Annotated in this window: 19 protein-coding genes; 8 read left to right on the forward strand and 11 right to left on the reverse strand. The window is 32.2% G+C overall.

The genetic code is table 11. The features are described from left to right. Positions 1 to 167: 167 nt before the first annotated feature. Positions 168 to 818, reverse strand: a complete 651-nt coding sequence (pdxH, locus tag N4A42_RS07370; RefSeq protein WP_294072087.1) for a pyridoxamine 5'-phosphate oxidase — start codon at positions 816 to 818, stop codon at positions 168 to 170. 51 nt (positions 819 to 869) lie between these two features. On the opposite strand from pdxH, the gene N4A42_RS07375 reads away from it, so the two are divergent. Beyond that, the gene (locus N4A42_RS07375; protein ID WP_294072090.1) at positions 870 to 1,313 is read left to right on the forward strand and encodes a hypothetical protein; all 444 of its coding nucleotides are present in this window, start codon (positions 870 to 872) and stop codon (positions 1,311 to 1,313) included. Here the strand turns inward: N4A42_RS07375 and N4A42_RS07380 are convergent. The 5 genes from N4A42_RS07380 to rpsA form a co-directional block, all read right to left on the reverse strand. Further along, positions 1,310 to 2,215 carry a ribonuclease Z gene (locus N4A42_RS07380; protein WP_294072095.1) on the reverse strand — a complete coding sequence of 302 codons (906 nt, stop codon included), beginning with the start codon at positions 2,213 to 2,215 and terminating at the stop codon, positions 1,310 to 1,312. The two genes, N4A42_RS07375 and N4A42_RS07380, sit on opposite strands and share 4 nt — an antisense overlap. Before the next feature lie 68 nt (positions 2,216 to 2,283). Next, positions 2,284 to 2,616, reverse strand: a complete 333-nt coding sequence (locus N4A42_RS07385; RefSeq protein WP_294072098.1) for a ribonuclease Z — start codon at positions 2,614 to 2,616, stop codon at positions 2,284 to 2,286. Between the two features lie 3 nt (positions 2,617 to 2,619). Further along, positions 2,620 to 3,549 (reverse strand): aspartate carbamoyltransferase catalytic subunit, encoded by a 930-nt coding sequence (locus N4A42_RS07390; protein WP_294072103.1) that lies wholly within the window; start codon positions 3,547 to 3,549, stop codon positions 2,620 to 2,622. 69 nt (positions 3,550 to 3,618) lie between these two features. Further along, positions 3,619 to 4,158 carry a bifunctional pyr operon transcriptional regulator/uracil phosphoribosyltransferase PyrR gene (pyrR, locus tag N4A42_RS07395; RefSeq protein WP_294072105.1) on the reverse strand — a complete coding sequence of 180 codons (540 nt, stop codon included), beginning with the start codon at positions 4,156 to 4,158 and terminating at the stop codon, positions 3,619 to 3,621. A 124-nt stretch (positions 4,159 to 4,282) separates the two neighbouring features. Continuing rightward, the gene (rpsA, locus tag N4A42_RS07400) at positions 4,283 to 6,118 is read right to left on the reverse strand and encodes a 30S ribosomal protein S1 (RefSeq protein ID WP_294072108.1); all 1,836 of its coding nucleotides are present in this window, start codon (positions 6,116 to 6,118) and stop codon (positions 4,283 to 4,285) included. Between the two features lie 401 nt (positions 6,119 to 6,519). Between rpsA and N4A42_RS07405 the strand changes: the two genes are divergently transcribed. After that, positions 6,520 to 6,897 carry a LysM peptidoglycan-binding domain-containing protein gene (locus N4A42_RS07405; RefSeq protein ID WP_294072111.1) on the forward strand — a complete coding sequence of 126 codons (378 nt, stop codon included), beginning with the start codon at positions 6,520 to 6,522 and terminating at the stop codon, positions 6,895 to 6,897. A 48-nt stretch (positions 6,898 to 6,945) separates the two neighbouring features. Here the strand turns inward: N4A42_RS07405 and cmk are convergent, their stop codons facing one another. The 4 genes from cmk to lon all read right to left on the reverse strand — a co-directional run bounded on the left by cmk (position 6,946) and on the right by lon (position 12,063). Beyond that, the gene (gene cmk, locus N4A42_RS07410) at positions 6,946 to 7,629 is read right to left on the reverse strand and encodes a (d)CMP kinase (protein WP_294072139.1); all 684 of its coding nucleotides are present in this window, start codon (positions 7,627 to 7,629) and stop codon (positions 6,946 to 6,948) included. Between the two features lie 10 nt (positions 7,630 to 7,639). After that, positions 7,640 to 8,674 (reverse strand): type IX secretion system protein PorQ, encoded by a 1,035-nt coding sequence (porQ, locus tag N4A42_RS07415; protein ID WP_294072114.1) that lies wholly within the window; start codon positions 8,672 to 8,674, stop codon positions 7,640 to 7,642. 73 nt (positions 8,675 to 8,747) lie between these two features. Further along, complete coding sequence (locus N4A42_RS07420; protein WP_294072117.1) at positions 8,748 to 9,626, reverse strand: LysM peptidoglycan-binding domain-containing protein; 879 nt, start codon at positions 9,624 to 9,626, stop codon at positions 8,748 to 8,750. Beyond that, a complete protein-coding gene (gene lon, locus N4A42_RS07425; protein WP_294072120.1) occupies positions 9,610 to 12,063 on the reverse strand; it encodes an endopeptidase La in 2,454 nt (817 codons plus the stop codon). The genes N4A42_RS07420 and lon overlap by 17 nt, the downstream gene beginning before the upstream one ends. A gap of 228 nt (positions 12,064 to 12,291) precedes the next feature. Between lon and N4A42_RS07430 the strand changes: the two genes are divergently transcribed. Genes N4A42_RS07430 through N4A42_RS07445 form a run of 4 tightly spaced genes read left to right on the forward strand, consistent with a single transcriptional unit; the run spans position 12,292 to position 15,244 of the window. Further along, positions 12,292 to 12,843: a sigma-70 family RNA polymerase sigma factor gene (locus tag N4A42_RS07430; protein WP_294072123.1), complete on the forward strand. Its 552-nt coding sequence runs from the start codon at positions 12,292 to 12,294 to the stop codon at positions 12,841 to 12,843. 11 nt (positions 12,844 to 12,854) lie between these two features. Then, complete coding sequence (locus tag N4A42_RS07435; protein WP_294072127.1) at positions 12,855 to 13,418, forward strand: hypothetical protein; 564 nt, start codon at positions 12,855 to 12,857, stop codon at positions 13,416 to 13,418. Continuing rightward, positions 13,396 to 14,484 carry a hypothetical protein gene (locus tag N4A42_RS07440; protein WP_294072128.1) on the forward strand — a complete coding sequence of 363 codons (1,089 nt, stop codon included), beginning with the start codon at positions 13,396 to 13,398 and terminating at the stop codon, positions 14,482 to 14,484. The genes N4A42_RS07435 and N4A42_RS07440 overlap by 23 nt, the downstream gene beginning before the upstream one ends. 43 nt (positions 14,485 to 14,527) lie before the next feature. Beyond that, positions 14,528 to 15,244 (forward strand): head GIN domain-containing protein, encoded by a 717-nt coding sequence (locus N4A42_RS07445; RefSeq protein ID WP_294072129.1) that lies wholly within the window; start codon positions 14,528 to 14,530, stop codon positions 15,242 to 15,244. An 86-nt stretch (positions 15,245 to 15,330) separates the two neighbouring features. Here N4A42_RS07445 and N4A42_RS07450 read toward each other — a convergent pair whose 3' ends face one another. Next, positions 15,331 to 16,857: a polyamine aminopropyltransferase gene (locus N4A42_RS07450; RefSeq protein WP_294072132.1), complete on the reverse strand. Its 1,527-nt coding sequence runs from the start codon at positions 16,855 to 16,857 to the stop codon at positions 15,331 to 15,333. A gap of 39 nt (positions 16,858 to 16,896) precedes the next feature. Here N4A42_RS07450 and N4A42_RS07455 point away from each other — a divergent pair, with 39 nt between their 5' ends. Together N4A42_RS07455 and N4A42_RS07460 are read left to right on the forward strand one after the other, a co-directional pair. After that, on the forward strand, positions 16,897 to 17,457 hold the full coding sequence (locus N4A42_RS07455) for a hypothetical protein (protein ID WP_294072134.1): 561 nt from the start codon (positions 16,897 to 16,899) through the stop codon (positions 17,455 to 17,457). Continuing rightward, positions 17,420 to 18,483: glutathionylspermidine synthase family protein (locus tag N4A42_RS07460; protein ID WP_294072136.1), on the forward strand; the 1,064-nt coding region annotated here is incomplete at its 3' end. The genes N4A42_RS07455 and N4A42_RS07460, both read left to right, overlap by 38 nt.

Below are 18,483 nucleotides of genomic sequence, written 5' to 3' on the forward strand. Positions count from 1 at the left end.
TTTAACAGCCTACTTTTGCTTAATTGTTAAAAAAAAGTTAAAATCGATTAAAAACGTGTGTTTTGTCGATTTTTATTGTAAAACATCGACAAAGTGCAAGTTTGAAGGTGAAAAAAGTGAATTTAAACGTTAAAAAAGGTGTTTTATCGTAAATATAAATTTAAAAATTAAGGAGATAATCGGTCTATTTTCCAGTTGTAATCTTCTTGTAATTTATACCGAATTCTATCGTGCAATCGGTTAGGTCTTCCTTGCCAAAACTCAATTTCTATTGGTCTTACCATATATCCTCCCCAATGTTGAGGCCTTAAAATATCCTTACCATCATTATACTCTAGCTCTAATGCTTTTAATTTATCTTCTAATGTTTTTCTATCTTCTAAGATTTCGCTTTGATTAGACGCTATGGCTCCAAGCTGACTGCCACGAGGACGAGATTCAAAATAACCATCACTTAAATTCTCAGCAATTTTTTCAGCTTTTCCTTTAATAATTATTTGTCGTTCTGCAGAGTGCCAAAAAAAAGATAAGCAAACATTTGGGTTAGCTTCTATAGCTTTACCTTTTTCACTATTATAATTTGTGTAGAATATAAAACCTTCAAAGGTATACTTCTTAAGAAGCACTACTCTACTCTTTGGGTAACCATCTAATCCTATTGTAGAAACTGTCATAGCATTAGCCTCATCTACATTAAAATGCGTATCTACTTCTACAAACCAATCTCTGAATAATTCAATTGGATTGTCTGGTACATTGGTTAATAATAACTCTCCTTTTTCGTAAGATTTTCTGTAATCGCTTAGGTCTTTTTCCATGATTTTACGAAGTTAAATCAATATTTTGTTTCTATCAAAAAAAGTGTAGATTTGATAAACTTAACCTATTTATACCCTAACATGCACTTTGAAGAATCATCCTTTTCAAAATCATTGAGTTATAAAAAAATTACTCTAGATTTTGGTGTTTATTATATATGTGACGACTTTTTTATTCTTGAAGTAAACGAAGGAGTACATTTTAATTGGGATAAGTTAAGTATACTTCTAGGCTCTCTTAGAAACTATTTCGGAAATCATAAAACTATAGCTTACATTTCTAACCGTATTAATTCATATTCTATAGACCCAGTGCTTTGGTCCTATTTTGACAAAGATGATAGTATTTTAATAGCAGCATCTATAGTAAGCTACAGAAGTAGTACTATTATAAATGCTAATATCGAAAAAGAAATGGCTTCAATACCTATAAAGCGTTCACGCAGCTTAGAAGAGGCTGTTAATTGGGTGCAACAGCTAAAAGAATTTAACTAAAACTCAAATGACCTACCGTCTTTTGCTAAAAGTACATTATTAAATTCTTCTTTAGCTTCGTTTTCAAATTCTTCGTAACCATTGTAACGTGTGGAAAAGTGCCCAAGTATTAAGTTTTCTACATTAGATTTTTTAGCAATTATTGCAGCATGCCTTGCTGTGCTATGCTTAGTACGTTTACAAAGGTCTTCATTCTTATCTAAAAAGGTAGATTCGTGGTAAAGAACTGTTGCATTCTTTATAATAGGAATAATGTCTTCATTATAAACGGTATCACTACAAAATGCATAACTTTTGGGTGGTAAAGGATCTTTTGTAACTAAAGCATTATCTATTAATACTCCATCTTCATTTTCTACATCTGCTCCTTGCTTTAATTTTCTATAGTAAGCTACATTAATATTAGCGTTTAAAACAGCATTTATATCTAGCTTACGTTCGTTTTCTTTTTCCTTGAATAAAAATCCGTTGGTATATACTCTATGCTTTAGAGGAATGGTATAAACTTCTACTTTATCATCTTCAAAAATTAATTCAGATTTTTTTGAAGTTAACTCATGAAAAACTAACGAATAACTAGTCCAAGATTCTGAAAGCTTAAGCTGAAGTAAAATAATGTCTTTAATTCCTTTAGGGCCATAAATATGAAGCTCAGTTTCTCTGGTTAATAATTGAAACGTACTTACTAAACCGATTAAACCGAAATAATGATCTCCATGAAGATGAGAAATAAATACACGCTTAATTCTAGAAAACTTTACCTTATTACGTCTTAATTCTACTTGTGTACCTTCACCACAGTCAATTAAAAACATATGGTTCTTAATTTCTAAAACCTGAGATGTTGGGTTGGTATTAGTGCGTGGTGTAGCGCTATGGCAGCCGAGTATGGTTAGTTTCATAAATTTGTCGTTTAGTTGTTACTTTCAATTCAACTTTACCGACTAAAAGCACAACAGCTAAATATTGATTAAAAGCCTAAATCGCGTTCAATCTCTTCCATTTCAATAATATCGTAGGCTTCTTGTATAGTAGGCACCACTACTATTTCATCTGGCATTTGATCTAAATCGACCTTATCTGTAACAATAACAAAAGATTTATTATCGCTACGATGGTTATTACTTAATCGAAGAAATTCAATAATATCTTCTAAATTAATTTTGTCTAAACTCGTTAAATTAACAATTAAATGATCGTTTTTATACGTATCATAAGCTTGCTCAATAGCATTCACTAAAGTCGTTATAGAAGCTTTTTCTTGAGTTATTATTGTAATATTTCCATCTCTATCTACAATCATAGCTTATTGTTTTATTTTAGAAGCTAAAAGATATATTACGGCCATTCTTACAGCAACACCATTTTCTACCTGATCTAAAATTATGGCTTGTTTAGAATCTGCTACATCACTTGTAATTTCTACACCTCTATTTATTGGTCCTGGGTGCATTATTACAATCTCCTTATCTAAACTATCTAATAATTCTTTGTTAACTCCAAATTGTTGGGTGTACTCTCTTGTTGTTGGAAAATAACTTATATCCATACGCTCATTCTGAACTCTAAGCATATTTGCTACATCACACCATTCTAATGCTTTACGAAGGTTTGTTTCAACCTTTACTCCAAGCTCTTTGATATATTTTGGAAGAAGTGTTTTTGGTCCGCAAACCATAACATTTGCACCTTGTAATTGTAATGCATAGATATTAGAAAGCGCTACTCTACTATGTAATATATCTCCAACAATAACTACATTCTTCCCTTTTACAGTGCCTAACTTCTCTCTTATTGAATAAGAATCTAATAAAGCTTGTGTAGGGTGTTCGTGTGCTCCATCACCAGCATTAATAATACTTGCATTAACGTGTTTTGATAAAAACACACCTGCTCCTGGATTAGGATGACGCATTACTACCATATCTACTTTCATAGATAGTATATTGTTAACTGTATCTATAAGTGTTTCTCCTTTTTTTACTGAAGACTGTGATGCAGAAAAGTTAATGACATCAGCCGAAAGTCTTTTTTCAGCAAGCTCAAAGGATAATTTGGTACGTGTAGAATTTTCAAAAAATAAGTTGGCTATGGTAATATCTCTTAGAGAGGGAACCTTTTTAATTGGCCTATTAATTACCTCTTTAAATTGATCTGCGGTTTCAAAAATCAATTCTATATCTTGTTTTGTAAGATATTTTATTCCTAATAAGTGCTTAACACTTAGCTCACTCATTTACTTATTATTTGGCTTTAGGCTATTGCTAAAGCATTATTCTTTGCTATTGTACTAACCTTACGCTTTTTACTTATCAATTAAATATACTGCATCTTCTCCTCCATTCTCAATCCAATTCACTTTTACCTTTTGATGATCGATAGCATCTACTTGCCTTCCTTTATAATTGGGCTGAATTGGTAAATGACGACTAAAACGCCTGTCTATTAAGGTTAATAACTCAATATTTTTGGGTCTTCCAAATGATTGTACTGCTGTTAATGCAGATCTTATACTACGTCCAGTATATAAAACGTCATCTATAAAAACAACATTTTTACCTTCTACTATAAAATCTATCTCTGTAGTATTGGCTTCTAGAGGTTTATCACCTCTTCTAAAATCATCTCTAAAAAACGTAATATCTAAATGCCCTAACTGAATGTTCTTAATCTTATAAGATTCTGTTAGCATTTGTGCCAAACGATCTGCAAGATATTTTCCTCTTGGCTGTATGCCAATTAATACTGTTTCAGAAAAATCGTCGTGATTTTCAATAAGTTGGCAAGCCAATCTGTGCAGTGTTATATTGACTTCTTTAGAATTGAGTAATACTTTTTGACTCATGTAGTATCCAAACGTAATTGATTAGCAAAGTTAAGGTAAAATATTAGAGTATCAAACACATAATTTACCATAAAAAAAGCCTCTTGAAAATCAAGAGGCTTTATACAGTTATAATGTAAAGGAATTATTTCTTCCCATCCATTTTATCTTTAAGTGCTTGTAAAGCATCGTTTGCATCACCTAAAGTTGGTTTAGCTTCTGCCGCTTGTGCTTCTGCTTTTTTAACAGCTTGCTTAACGATCTTAGCTTCTTCTTCTCTAAATACTGCTGTATGAGATGCTACTACACGCTTGAATTCTTTATTGAACTCAATGATCTTAAATTCTGCTTCTTCACCTTTCTTAAGTTTAGAACCATCTTCTTTTTCTAAGTGACGAGATGGAATGAAAGCAACGATATCTTCATTAAACTCAATAGTTGCACCTTTATCAACAACCTCTGTGATAGCAGCTGTATGAGATGTACCTAAAGCAAACTCTTTTTCGTACTTATCCCAAGGATTTTCTTCTGTTTGCTTATGACCTAATGATAATTTACGTCCTTCAACATCTAGTTCTAATACAACAACTTCTAATTTATCACCTACGTTACAGAACTCTGAAGGGTGCTTGATTTTCTTAGTCCAAGATAAATCAGAGATGTAGATTAATCCATCAATACCTTCTTCTAATTCTACAAATACACCAAAGTTAGTAAAGTTGCGTACTACACCTGTGTGTCTAGAACCAACAGGATATTTAGATGTAATATCTGTCCATGGATCTGGTGTTAATTGCTTAATACCAAGAGACATTTTACGATCTTCTCTATCTAATGTTAAGATTTGTGCTTCAATTTCGTCACCAACAGCTACGAAATCTTGAGCTGAACGTAAATGCGTAGACCAAGACATTTCAGAAACGTGTACTAATCCTTCTACACCTTCTTCAACTTCTACAAAAGCACCGTAATCTGCAATAACAACTACTTTACCTTTTACTTTATCACCTACTTTTACGTCTTCACCTAACGCTTCCCAAGGATGCTTAGATAATTGCTTAAGACCTAATTGAATTCTAGATTTGTTTTCATCAAAGTCAAGAATTACAACATTTAATTTCTGATCTAACTCAACAATCTCATTTGGATGGTTGATACGAGACCATGATAAATCTGTAATATGAACTAAACCATCTACACCACCTAAATCTATAAACACACCATAAGAAGTAATATTTTTTACAATACCTTCTAATACTTGTCCTTTTTCTAACTGGCCAATGATTTCTTTCTTTTGCTCCTCAATATCAGCTTCAATAAGTGCTTTATGAGAAACAACAATGTTTTTAAATTCGTGGTTAATCTTAACAACCTTGAATTCCATTGTTTTATTAACGTACTGATCGTAATCTCTAATTGGCTTAACATCGATTTGAGAACCTGGCAAGAATGCTTCAATACCAAATACATCTACGATCATACCACCTTTAGTTCTGCATTTTACAAAACCATTAACGATCTCACCTGTATCGTGTGCATTATTTACACGATCCCAAGCTTTAATTACTCTTGCTTTTCTGTGAGATAATACTAACTGACCTGTTGCATCTTCGCGTACATCAATTAATACTTCTACTTTGTCACCAACTTTAAGATCTGGATTGTAACGGAACTCATTAAGAGAAATTACACCTTCAGATTTAGCATTGATGTCTATAATAGCATCTCTGTCTGTAATATGAATTACTTCACCAATTACAACTTCATCATCTAAAGTATCTACGAAATTTTCAGATACTAATTTTTCAAATTCTGCAAGCTTGTTGTCCGCTACTTGCTCAATTCCTTCTTCGTAATTGTGCCAATCGAACTCTTTTAAGAATTTTTCTGGATTTGCTTGAGCTTCAGAGATTACTGGAGCTTCAACTTTAGTAGCTTCAGTTGTTACAACTTCAGCATCTTTTGCTTTATTTTCAGCCATTGCTGATTAAAATTTGTATTCTGTAGTTTTAGAAAGCTTTGCGGAAAAACCTACAGAAGTATATTATGGTTTTATTTACAATTCCTTTTCCTCTTTCTTATATCCGCCAAAAAAGGTGTGCAAAATTAATCATTTTCAATCAATTAACAAAAAAATCATATTTTTTAATTTTTTAAATCAAAAAGCAATATTTATTTTATTAGCTACTCTAAATGAAAGAGATATAAACTATTTGCACTCCTAACTCTTTATTTAATATTAAAAGTTTCATTTTAAAGTGACCAGCAACATATTTTATGTGTCATATATACAAATACGAATTTGATGCTTGTCTTATCAGAAAATCGGCATATAAATTGGTATATTTACAATACTATTAATACTTAAAAAATCACACAATCATGGTTAAAGCAAAATACCAAGACGTATTAGACTTAGGAGAGCAATTAAACATTCAAGATGGAAGAGTTGAAGAAGCGGATGGACAATTGAAAGTTTGGGGAACTGCTGCTACGCAATACGAGAAAAATTTACTTTGGGATAAGATTAAAGAAATTGGTGGAGATGAACCTGCTGATATTATGGCAGACATTAAGGTAGCTGATGAGTCTGTATATGCAAGACACACTGTTGCTTCTGGTGAAACTTTAGGGAAAATTGCAAAACACTATTATGGAGATGCAATGAAGTACAAAGAAATCTTTGCTGCTAATACAGATATTCTTAAAAACCCAGATGTAATTCATCCAGATCAGGAATTAGTGATTCCTAATCTTTAATTAGAGAGATATTTACAAAATAAAAAAGCGACCTAAATGGTCGCTTTTTTATACTTTAGTTTTTGCAAACTTTAATAAAGTTTCTAATTGTTCTTCTATTGTGAGGTTAGAATTATCGATTTCAATCGCATCTTCTGCCTTTACCAAAGGAGAATCTTCCCTTGTAGAATCTATACGATCTCTGGTTGTTACGTTTTCAAGAACTTCATCATAGCTTAGATTATGGCCGCGTTCTAATAATTCTTTATAACGTCTTTGCGCTCTGGTTTCAGCAGAAGCTGTCATAAACACTTTTAATTCGGCATTTGGAAATACAACAGTACCAATATCTCTCCCATCCATTACAATGCCTTTATCCTTACCCATTAATTGCTGTTGCTCTACCAATTTTTGACGAACTTCAGATATGGTTGCAATTGGACTAACATAGCTAGAAACCTTTAGTGTTCTTATGGCTTTTTCAATATTTTTTCCATTTAAATAGACCTCAGCAAAACCTAATGCTTCATTAAACTTAAATGTTATATGAATATCATCTAGCTTATCAATTAATTTTTCTGAATGAAAAAAGCCTTCTCCTATTAAATTATTATCTAATGCAAAATAGGTTACTGCTCTATACATAGCACCTGTATCTACATAGATATAGTTTAATTGTTTAGCTAGTTGTTTTGCAATGGTACTTTTTCCTGTAGATGAAAATCCGTCAATTGCTATAACTATTTTGTTCATTTTATTAAGGTTATCTTCTTCTTCTCCCATCTAAATCTATTTGAAGCCCAAAAAAGCTTGTGTTTGATGCACTTGTATATCTTGCATGTGTATAACTAAATCGCATTGAGTTTAACCTTATACCTACTCCTACAGAAAGTCCTGAAAAGTTTCTTTGATCAATTATTCTTAATTCTTCGGCACGTCTAAAGTTATAGCCAAACCTTAAATTAAACCCACGCTCTGGCCATAATTCTGCTCCCAAAATTAAATGGCGTAAGGCTTTATTAAAGAAACCTACTTTTTCTTGTGTTTGATTGCCATCTAAATCTGTAGTTGCTCTTGCTGGATTTGCTACACCTATTGGCCATTTTTGTAAGTTCTCTAAAGTTAAATGCCAACGAATAGGCACATTCTCTAATGTTTGAGACATTCCAAAATTAACTTCAAAAGGTAAAGGTTCGTTCTGTCCAGCGTAAGTAGAGAATTGGGTTCCTATATTCCTTACTGTTAATGCTGCATGAAAATCTAACTTTTCATTAATGTACATTAAACCTATATCTACTGCTCCACCAACAGAGTTGTACTGCTCTAATAAAGACGTTATTATTTTTACATTAGCACCTACATAAAAATCTGTAAAAGGAATATTATAATTGTAGCCAGCAGAAATTGCAGCTTCATTACCTTTAAATGTTCCTGTTGACACACCATTAACATCGTATCCATCAAATGTACCATAATTAATATAGGTCACACCAAAATGAAAGGTTTGTACATGTCTATCCCAAGTATAAGCATAAGCAGCAGTACCATAAGTAATACCACCTAAATAACTAGATACATTTACTGCCAACTGGTTGTGCATTTGCCAATTTAATGACGCAGGATTGTATAATGCCTCCGTAACGTCATGATCAAAATTGGTAATGATTTTTCCACCTAACGCAGCTTGTCTTGGTGAAGAAACTAAATTAAGGAATTGATAAGTAGACTCACCACCCAATTGAGCAAACATTGGCAATGCTAAAAGTATAAAACAGAATTGGGTAACCCTCTTTATCATAGATTTTGCAAAATAAATAAATCTATCTTAAAACGATGATATGATTTTTTTATTTTTTGCTTAAAGTTATTTTCTATTTTAACTTTAATTTTTGACCAACTATTATGAGATTATCTGGAAGATCATTTAGATACTTTAACTCTTCTACTGTAGTACCATTATTCTTTGCAATGCTGTATAAAGTGTCACCTTCAGAAACGACCCAAACAGATAAATCTCCTTGTGAATTGTGTGAATCAAAATTAGCAATACGCAACTCTTCACCTGTTATAATAAGATTAGAATTTAATCCGTTTTGATATTTTAACTCATCAACAGTTGTTTCATAAAGTTTTGCCAAGCTGTATAAGGTTTGTCCTTTTTGTACTAAATGATAATCTGTTGTGCTTTTTATGTACTCTACTTGTCCTGAATAATTTTCTGCAATGTCAGCTTGTGTCGTGCCAACATTAGAACTATACTCTGAAGCGTTATCATTAATGCTTTCTGAGTTAGAACTATTTTCAGCAATAGTATCATTACCACTTTCTGATGCAACATCAGTAAGCTGGTCTCCATAATTGGTAATAGCTCTAACCTGAAGTTTTTGCCCAACATTAACCAAAGTTGTTTCTAATTTATTAAGTCGCTTTAACTCTGTTAACGTTGTGTTGTAACGATTTGCGATATCTAAAAGTGTTTCCTTTTCCTTTACAGTATGAAAATCTGAATATTTATCGGAAATCCTAGAGTCATTAGTTGCTTTATTTGAGCTTTCAACTGCATCACTTAATTCTACAGATTTAATTTTATCCTCAGGATTTACTAGAGTAATTTCTCCAGTATTAACATTAAGTTTTGCTGGTTTTCCATCTAAAATAACGTCTTTAAATTCTGCCTCTTGCCCAAACGCAAAAGCTCCTGATAGTAATACTACTATTATGGAAAGAATCAATCTATAGTTTCTTCGCATTTTTTACTTTTTGATTTGTAATCGCAATATCTAAAACATCGCTCATGTCTTTTACGTAATGAAACGTTAAGCCTTTTAGATATTCTGGTTTTATTTCATCAATATCTCTCTTATTGTCTTCGCACAATAATATCTCTTTAATTCTAGCACGCTTTGCAGCTAAAATCTTTTCTTTTATTCCGCCAACAGGTAACACTTTCCCTCTTAGTGTAATTTCACCAGTCATTGCTATGCTCTTTTTCACCTTTCTTTGAGTGAATAAAGATACTAAAGATGTTAACATAGTAACACCTGCACTTGGACCATCTTTTGGAGTTGCTCCTTCTGGCACGTGAATATGCACATTATATTTGTCAAAAACTAATGGATCTATACCAAATCTTTCTGCATTAGCTTTAATATACTCCATAGCAATAGTTGCAGATTCTTTCATTACCTTACCTAAGTTACCTGTAATAGTAAGACTTCCTTTTCCTTTAGATAAGATAGATTCTATAAATAAAATATCTCCTCCAACTCTTGTCCAAGCCAACCCTGTTACAACACCAGCAACATTATTATTTTCATATTTATCGCGCTCTAATCTTGGACTTCCTAATACTTCAATAACGTCTTCATTAGAGATTTTCACATTATAATCCTCTTCCATTGCAATATTTTTGGCAGCATAACGCACCATTTTCGCAATTTGTTTTTCTAATCCTCTAACACCAGATTCTCGTGTATAACCTTCAACTATTTTTTCTAACTGCGGTTTCCCTATTTTAAGTGCTTTATTATCTAAACCATGCTCTTTTAGTTGCTTAGGTAGTAAATGACGCTTTGCTATTTCTACCTTTTCTTCAATCGTATAACCCGTAACGTTAATAATTTCCATACGATCTCTTAGAGCTGGCTGAATCGTTGCCAAGCTATTTGAAGTAGCTACAAACATAACTTTAGAAAGGTCATAACCCATTTCTAAGAAATTATCGTAAAACTCGTTGTTCTGCTCAGGATCTAATACTTCTAACATGGCAGACGACGGATCACCTTGATGACCTGCAGACAACTTATCTATTTCATCTAATACAAATACAGGATTTGATGTGCCAGCTTTCTTTAAACTCTGAATAATTCGGCCTGGCATTGCGCCAATATAAGTTTTACGATGCCCACGAATTTCAGCTTCGTCACGTAGTCCACCTAATGAAATCCTTACGTATTCTCTACCAAGAGCTTCGGCAATAGACTTACCTAATGATGTTTTACCAACACCTGGAGGGCCATACAAACAAAGTATTGGAGATTTCATATCGTTACGAAGTTTCAATACCGCTAAGTATTCAATAATTCGCTTTTTAACATCATCTAAACCGAAATGATCGCGATCTAAGATTTTCATGGCATGCTTAAGATCAAAACGATCTTCGCTAAACTCATTCCATGGTAGATCTAAGAATAAATCCAAATAATTACGCTGAATAGAATATTCAGCCACTTGCGGATTCATGCGTTGCATCTTTGCTAATTCCTTTTCAAAATGCGCATTTACCTTCTCATCCCAATTCTTTTCCTTAGCACGTGCTTTCATTTCTTCAATTTCTTGACCAGAAGACATACCTCCACCTAATTCTTCTTGGATGGTTTTCATTTGTTGATGCAAGAAATACTCACGTTGTTGTTGGTTCATATCGCTTTGAACCTTGTTTTGAATATCATTTTTTAATTCTAATTTTTGATATTCAAGATTCATGTATTTTAAAGTCTGAAGCGCACGTTCTTTTAAATCATTAATTTTTAAAAGCTCTTGCTTCTCTTCTACTTTAAGATTCATGTTAGAAGATACAAAGTTCACCAAAAACGAATTACTTTCAATATTCTTAATGGCAAAAGTAGCTTCGGTAGGTATGTTTGGACTTTCTTTAATGATTTCTAAAGATAAGTCCTTTATAGAATCTATAATGGCAGTAAACTCTTCGTTTCCTTTTTCTGGTTTTGATTCAGCTATATCAGAAATAGTTGCTGTTAAATATGGTTTTTCTGAAATTACCTCATTAACCTGAAAGCGCTTTTTTCCTTGAATGATAACTGTAGTGTTACCATCTGGCATTTTTAAAACTTTTAAAATTCTAGCTACAGTTCCTGTTTTATAGATATCTTGAGCTGTTGGTTTTTCTACTGATTCGTCTTTTTGGGCTACAACACCAATTACTTTTCCGCCTTTATTAGCATCGTTTATTAACTTTATAGAAGTGTCTCTTCCTGCTGTAATAGGGATAACAACACCTGGAAATAAGACAGTATTTCGTAAAGGTAGAATTGGTAACGATTCTGGGAGCGATTCACTATTAATTAATTCTTCATCTTCAGGTGTCATTAATGGAATTAATTCTGAATTTTCGTCAAAATCCTGAAATGACAAACTGTCAAGACTTAAAAAATTTGATTTCTTCATATTATTTTTAAGCCATTCTGTCATTAAAACATGCAGAATAGCATTGGTTTAAATGTATTAATAATTAACTTCATATTGAATATCAATGCATTATAAGATATTCAAAGTTATTCACACTAGTGTAAATTCAATTGTTATGCCATTACCTTTATAAAAAATAAAAGTTTTTTTAGTAAAACTGTAACACTTAATAAAACCTTTCATCTATATACCAAAGCAATTGTTTTTTTGACATCAACCAATCAAAATATCGAACAGTTACTGTTGCTTTGTAAATCTTGTAACCAACGTGCGCAGTTGGAAGTTTACAATAGATATAACAAAGCCATGTATAACACAGCATTAAGAATTGTAAAAGATTCTTATAAAGCTGAGGACATTATGCAAGAGTCATTTTTAACGGCTTTTACAAAACTAAATACACTAGAGGATACTAAATTATTTGGTGCATGGTTAAAACGAATTGTGGTGAATAATAGTATTGCTCACTATAATAAAATTACCAAACATAGCGAAGTGCCTTTAGATACTGTAATGTATAAAGTTGAAGATGATAACGGCATCGAAGAAGGTGACCACAATACAGATAAAGTAAAACAGATAATACGTGTAATGAAAACCTTAAAACCAAATTACAGTTTAGGCTTGACTTTACATCTTATTGAAGGTTATGATTATGAAGAAATCTGTGACATTATGAATATTTCTTATGCTAATTGCAGAACAATGATTTCTAGAGCAAAAGAAAGTTTACGTCAAAAACTAATGCAACCCGCTTAAAGGTAAAGATTATGCAAAAAGACACTTTAGATGATTTATTTAATGAGCTTAAAGGTGAATTTGATATTAACACACCTAACAATGGGCATGAAAATAGATTTTTAGCAAAACTTGAGAGTGATAGTTTAGCTTCGGCTAAATCTAAAAAATCATCTAGATTTTATTGGAAACCATTTTTAGCTATTGCAGCTTCTTTAGTGATTTGTTTTAGTGTGTTTACTACAGTTAATAGCCAACCAGAAATTATGGATTTAGCAAGTGTATCACCAGAAATGTCTGAAACACAAGATTTCTTTACGGCAACTATAGAATCTGAGCTAAAAAAATTAGATAAAGAACGTTCGCCGTTTACAGAACAAGTTATCTCAGATGCTTTAAATAGAATAGAACTCTTAGAAAAAGACTATCGAAAATTAAAAACCGACTTAACTGAAAGTAACAACGATCAGCGTGTTATTTATGCCATGATTAACAACTTTCAGAATAGAATTGACATTTTAAATACAGTTCTAGAACAAATTGAAACTATTAAACAACTAAAAAACAGCAATAATGAACCTAAAAATACACTATAGAATAGCACTACTCTTCTTACTAGTACCCTTTTTTGCATTAGCAAATTCAAAACTAGAAGTAAGAAAGACGTCTAAGGAACGTAACATTAAAAAATCGTATAATGTTTCCTCTAACGCAACACTAAAAATAAATAACAGCTATGGCAACTTAGAAGTTATAACCTGGGATAAAAACCAAATAGATTTTGACATTACTATTAAAGTCACAGGTAACAATGCAGAAAAAGTTCAGGATAGATTAGATAGAATTAATGTAGAATTCTCTGAAAGCAATGATTTTGTTTCTGCAATTACCAAAATAGGAAAAAATAGCAAAAATTGGTGGAATTGGGGAAAAAGGATGAATCTAAAATTAGAAATTAACTATGTAGTTAAAATGCCTATGTCTGGTAACGTAGATTTAAATAATGACTATGGTTCCATTAATTTAGATCGATTAGAAGGCAATGCAAAAATTATATGCGACTATGGTAAAATAACCACTAAAGAGTTACTGTCAGATAACAACGAAATACGCTTTGACTATACCAACAACAGCTATTTTGAATTTATAAAAGGAGGAAGAATATATGCAGATTATAGTGGATTTACTGTTGCCAAAACAGAAAATTTAAAGCTGAATGCAGACTACTCTAAATCTGTCATTGAAGTTGTTGAAAACATAGAATATGTTTGCGATTATGGTTCTTTAAAAATTGAAAACGCTAACAACATTAAGGGCAATGGAGACTATCTCTCTCTTAGGTTAGGTAATGTTTATAAAAACATAAGTATTAGAGCAAACTATGGCTCTTTAAAAATAGATCATATTGCCTCAAAAGCACAAAGTATTTCTATTAATTCAGAATTTATGGGTATGACTATAGGTTATGATAGTGGCTACCATTTTGATTTTGATATAGATTTAGAATATGCTTCACTTAGAGACTCAGACAATTTTAACTTCACTAATAAAGAAGTAGATGGAACTGATAAGAAATATAACGGTTATCATGGCTCAAAAGGTTCAGGTAATCTGGTTAAAATTAAATCTCAATACGGAAGTGTGAGTTTTAAACAACAATAACTTAATAATCAATAAACGAACAGTAAACAAACAATTTTAACAAATGAAATTATTAAAATCAATTACAGTAATTGCATTGATGCTAAGTGTATCAACAGCTTGTGCACAATGGAAAAAAAAGAAAGGTGACGGTAACATTACTACAATCACAAGAACAACAGGTGACTACGAGGGTTTAAAAGCTGCAGGACCAATGGATTTTAAACTCGTACAAGGCAAAGAAGGTAACATTACCATAAAAGGGGACGCTAATTTAATGGAATACATTGTTACCAAAATAAAAGACGGTAAACTAATCGTTAAGATTAAAGATGGTGTTAACATAAGACCAACTAAAACTATCGTTGTAACGGTTCCTTATGAATCTATTTCATCAGTTTCTTTAGCTGGCTCTGGTGATATTGACAATTCAGGAACTATTAAAACTGACGATTTTAAAGTCGCTATTGCAGGCTCTGGTGATATTAACCTTAATATAGAATCTAACACTACAGAAAGTAGTATTGCAGGCTCTGGTGATATAGAATTAAGAGGTTCTACAAAAGACTTAACTGCAAAGATTGCAGGTTCTGGTGGTTTTGATGGTACAAACTTAGATAGTATTAACGTCTCTGTAAAAATTGCTGGCTCTGGTGATGCAGATGTGGTTTGTAATGGAGAGTTAAATGTTAGAATTTCTGGCTCTGGTGATGTTAACTATTCTGGCACACCAACTAGTAAAAACACTAAAATTAGTGGCTCTGGTAGCGTTAGTAATTAGACCAAATACCAATCAAAAAAATGAAAAGGACAAGTTTATAGCTTGTCCTTTTTTATATTATCTAACCTTTTAAACCAATATCATTTCTACTTAGTCCCTCCCTCAAAATCCACTTTCCATTTAGCCCATTCATCTAAAAAGTAATTGAGTATAATTGGGTTGTCTAAAGTGTTCTGTTTGGTTTCTGCAATTGTAATATCATCAGGAAAAATAAAAGCTTGCTCTACTTGATTTGCGTTAAGGTACTTTAAATCGTTTGGTAGAGCTTTTGTATTTACTTCATTCGTAGTCCCATTATGTCTGGCAATAATAAATCCCCAATCACCAAACGAAGGAATGTACGTGTGGTAAGGTTGTACCTTTTCAAAAACCGACTCTAAAGTATTATTAATACAGCTAAACACGGTGTTTGAGAAATAAATCTCACCAGATTGTGTAACAAAAACACCATCTCGCTTTAAGTTGCGTTTTGCCATTAAAAAAAACTGCTTACTATACAATCTTGCAAGAGCCTGATTGGTTGGGTCTGGTAAATCTGCAATGATAACATCGTACTTTTCAGTGTTATTAAACAGATAGGTAAAGGCATCTTCTGCGATGAGATTCACTTTTTTGTTAGTAGCAGCATTTTGGTTAATATCCTTTAGGTATTGGTTCTGTTTGGCTAAATGAAACATGGTACTATCTATATCAACCACATCAACCTGTTGTACAGAGTTATGCTTTAGCACTTCTCTACTCGCTAAATTTTCACCACCACCAAGAATTAAAACACGCTTTGGGTTGTGGTGCATTGCCAAAGGAACATGCACCAAAGATTCATGATAACGATGCTCATCTGCAGATGAAAACTGAATTACACGATTTAAATACAACCTAACATCTCCTTGAGTTTTGGTCATTACTATCTTCTGGTAAGGTGTCTGCTCATTTAACACAATTGGTCGTTTATAAATTTTCTGATCCCAAACCTTTAATAGTTTCCCGCCAAAAAACACTAACGTTAATAATGCCATAATGGCTATAAAACCATAAATACTATTCCGTTTTTTGTTTTTAAGTAAAGTGTAGTTCAATACAATTCCTAAAACAATATTAACGATTCCAAAAATTAAAGATGAATAATACAATCCAACAAAGGGCAGAATAATAAAAGGGAATATTAGTGTAGCAATAAGTCCGCCAATATAATCTAAGGATAGTACATTAGAAAGATTGTTCTTTATATTACTTTCCTCAAGTGCAAAAGTTAGCAATGGTACTTCCATACCTGTAAGCAACCCAATAACAAAAATTATTGCCAAGCAACTTATCTGTAACACCATTGGTGATACGTACACAAACAGCATATAAAGTAAAGGCACAGATATTCCTCCAATAAAGCCTAGAAGATATTCTACATTAATAAAAAAAGTAAGTGGTTTATGTTTTAAAAACTTAGATAAAAATGCACCAATACCCATCGAAAACAAATAAACTCCAATAATGATAGAGAACTGTCTTACACCATCACCCAAAAAATAAGTAGCTGTAGTGCTTATTAGTAATTCGTATATAATTGAGCATAAACCTGCAATAAAAACGGCAAATGGGATAAGTGCTTTTTTATTCATTAAAAATTGATTATGTTTGAAGAAATTAACTCGTCAAAGATGAATAAAAAAATTATAACTGGTTTAGCTTTAACTAAAAAAATAACTTTGTTAGCTGCTGTTTCTGCCGCTCTTACACTACAAAATTGTGGCGGAGAAAATGTAGGCCCAAGAATTAAAGATGCTACTCAAGAAACCGTTTATGAATCTACAAAAGGTGTTGTTACAGAGGTTGAAGAAGTAGAACCAGGTAATGATTACAAAATTATTGACGAGCGCATCATTGACGAAAAAGATAAATCTATAGCCATAGTACATACCTTAGAAGGCACAACAGATACATTGTCTTTAAAGAAAATGAAAAGTGATGAGTCATCTTATAGTCGTCATTCTGGTTTAAGAGGTATATTATATTATTCTTTAGCAGCTTCTTACTTTAACAGAAGTATGCGTAATGTTACACCAAACCAAAGTAACTACAAAAATGCTTCAGCTTATAATAAATCTACTGGCTTAAAAAACGATTTAAAGAGCTCAGCAACATCTCGTAAAGTTAACGTACCTGGAAGATCATCTAGAGGATATGGCAGCGGAAAATCGTTTAGATCGTTTGGAGGATAGTCGTTTTAAAGAGATAAAACGTCTCAAAAAAAAACACGTTCCTCATCGTTTACATTGGTACTTAGAAGAAGATTACTTCTCAGAAGAATTACTTGGCATTTATCGTTCTGAAGTTGAACAATTACGTCGTATCTCTGATGAAGCCTTTTACTTATTTCAGCGCGCTACCGATAAAATTATTGCAGAAAACAAATTAAGTGAATTAGGAATTCCTTTATCCTTTCATACTTGTATAGAGCATAGCTGGAAAAACAAGAATAAGCACCCTTTTCTTTACGGACGTTTTGATATTAATGGTGGCTTAAAATCTGATTATGGTCATATTATAGAGTTTAATGCAGATACTTGTAGTACCATTCCAGAAACACTTTTGTGGCAACCACTACAGCTCGAAAAGTTAAAAGGTAATCCACAAAGTTTTAATACACTTAAATACGATATTAAGGATACACTTTCTAATCTTAAACCTTTATTAGGAAAGGACAATCCAACATTCTTAGGAACTTCATTTGGTTATATTGAAGACAAAGAGAATGTAAATTGCATTATAGATATTGCTTACGAAGCTGGTTATAAACCGTTTTATTCTGATCTTGAAAATGTGATATTTTCAGATGAAGGTGTTTTTCATCAAATTGGTGACGAGTACGAAGATATTGATGTGCTTTTTAAAATGGTGCCTTGGGATTGGATGTTTAATGACGAGCCTGAATTGGCTCAAACGCTTTCAGACCTCATTATAAACGAAAAAGTTGTAATCTTAAATCCACCTTTTACAGCTATTTGGCAAAACAAAAAATTCTTGGCTTATATTACCAAAAACTTCCCAAATTCAATTTTGGCAGAAACGTATTTAAGCAAAGAACCAGGTCTATATAGTTATGTTCAAAAACCTGTTTATGGTCGTTTGGGTGAAAACATATCTATAGAAGCTATGGGAAATTCTGAAGCAAAATCTGATGGTGATTTTGGCAATCAAGATATGATTTACCAAAAGTATTATCCGTTACAAAAAGATATGGAAAA

Origin of the sequence: Winogradskyella sp., assembly GCF_025210595.1 — a bacterium.
Lineage (GTDB): Bacteria > Bacteroidota > Bacteroidia > Flavobacteriales > Flavobacteriaceae > Winogradskyella.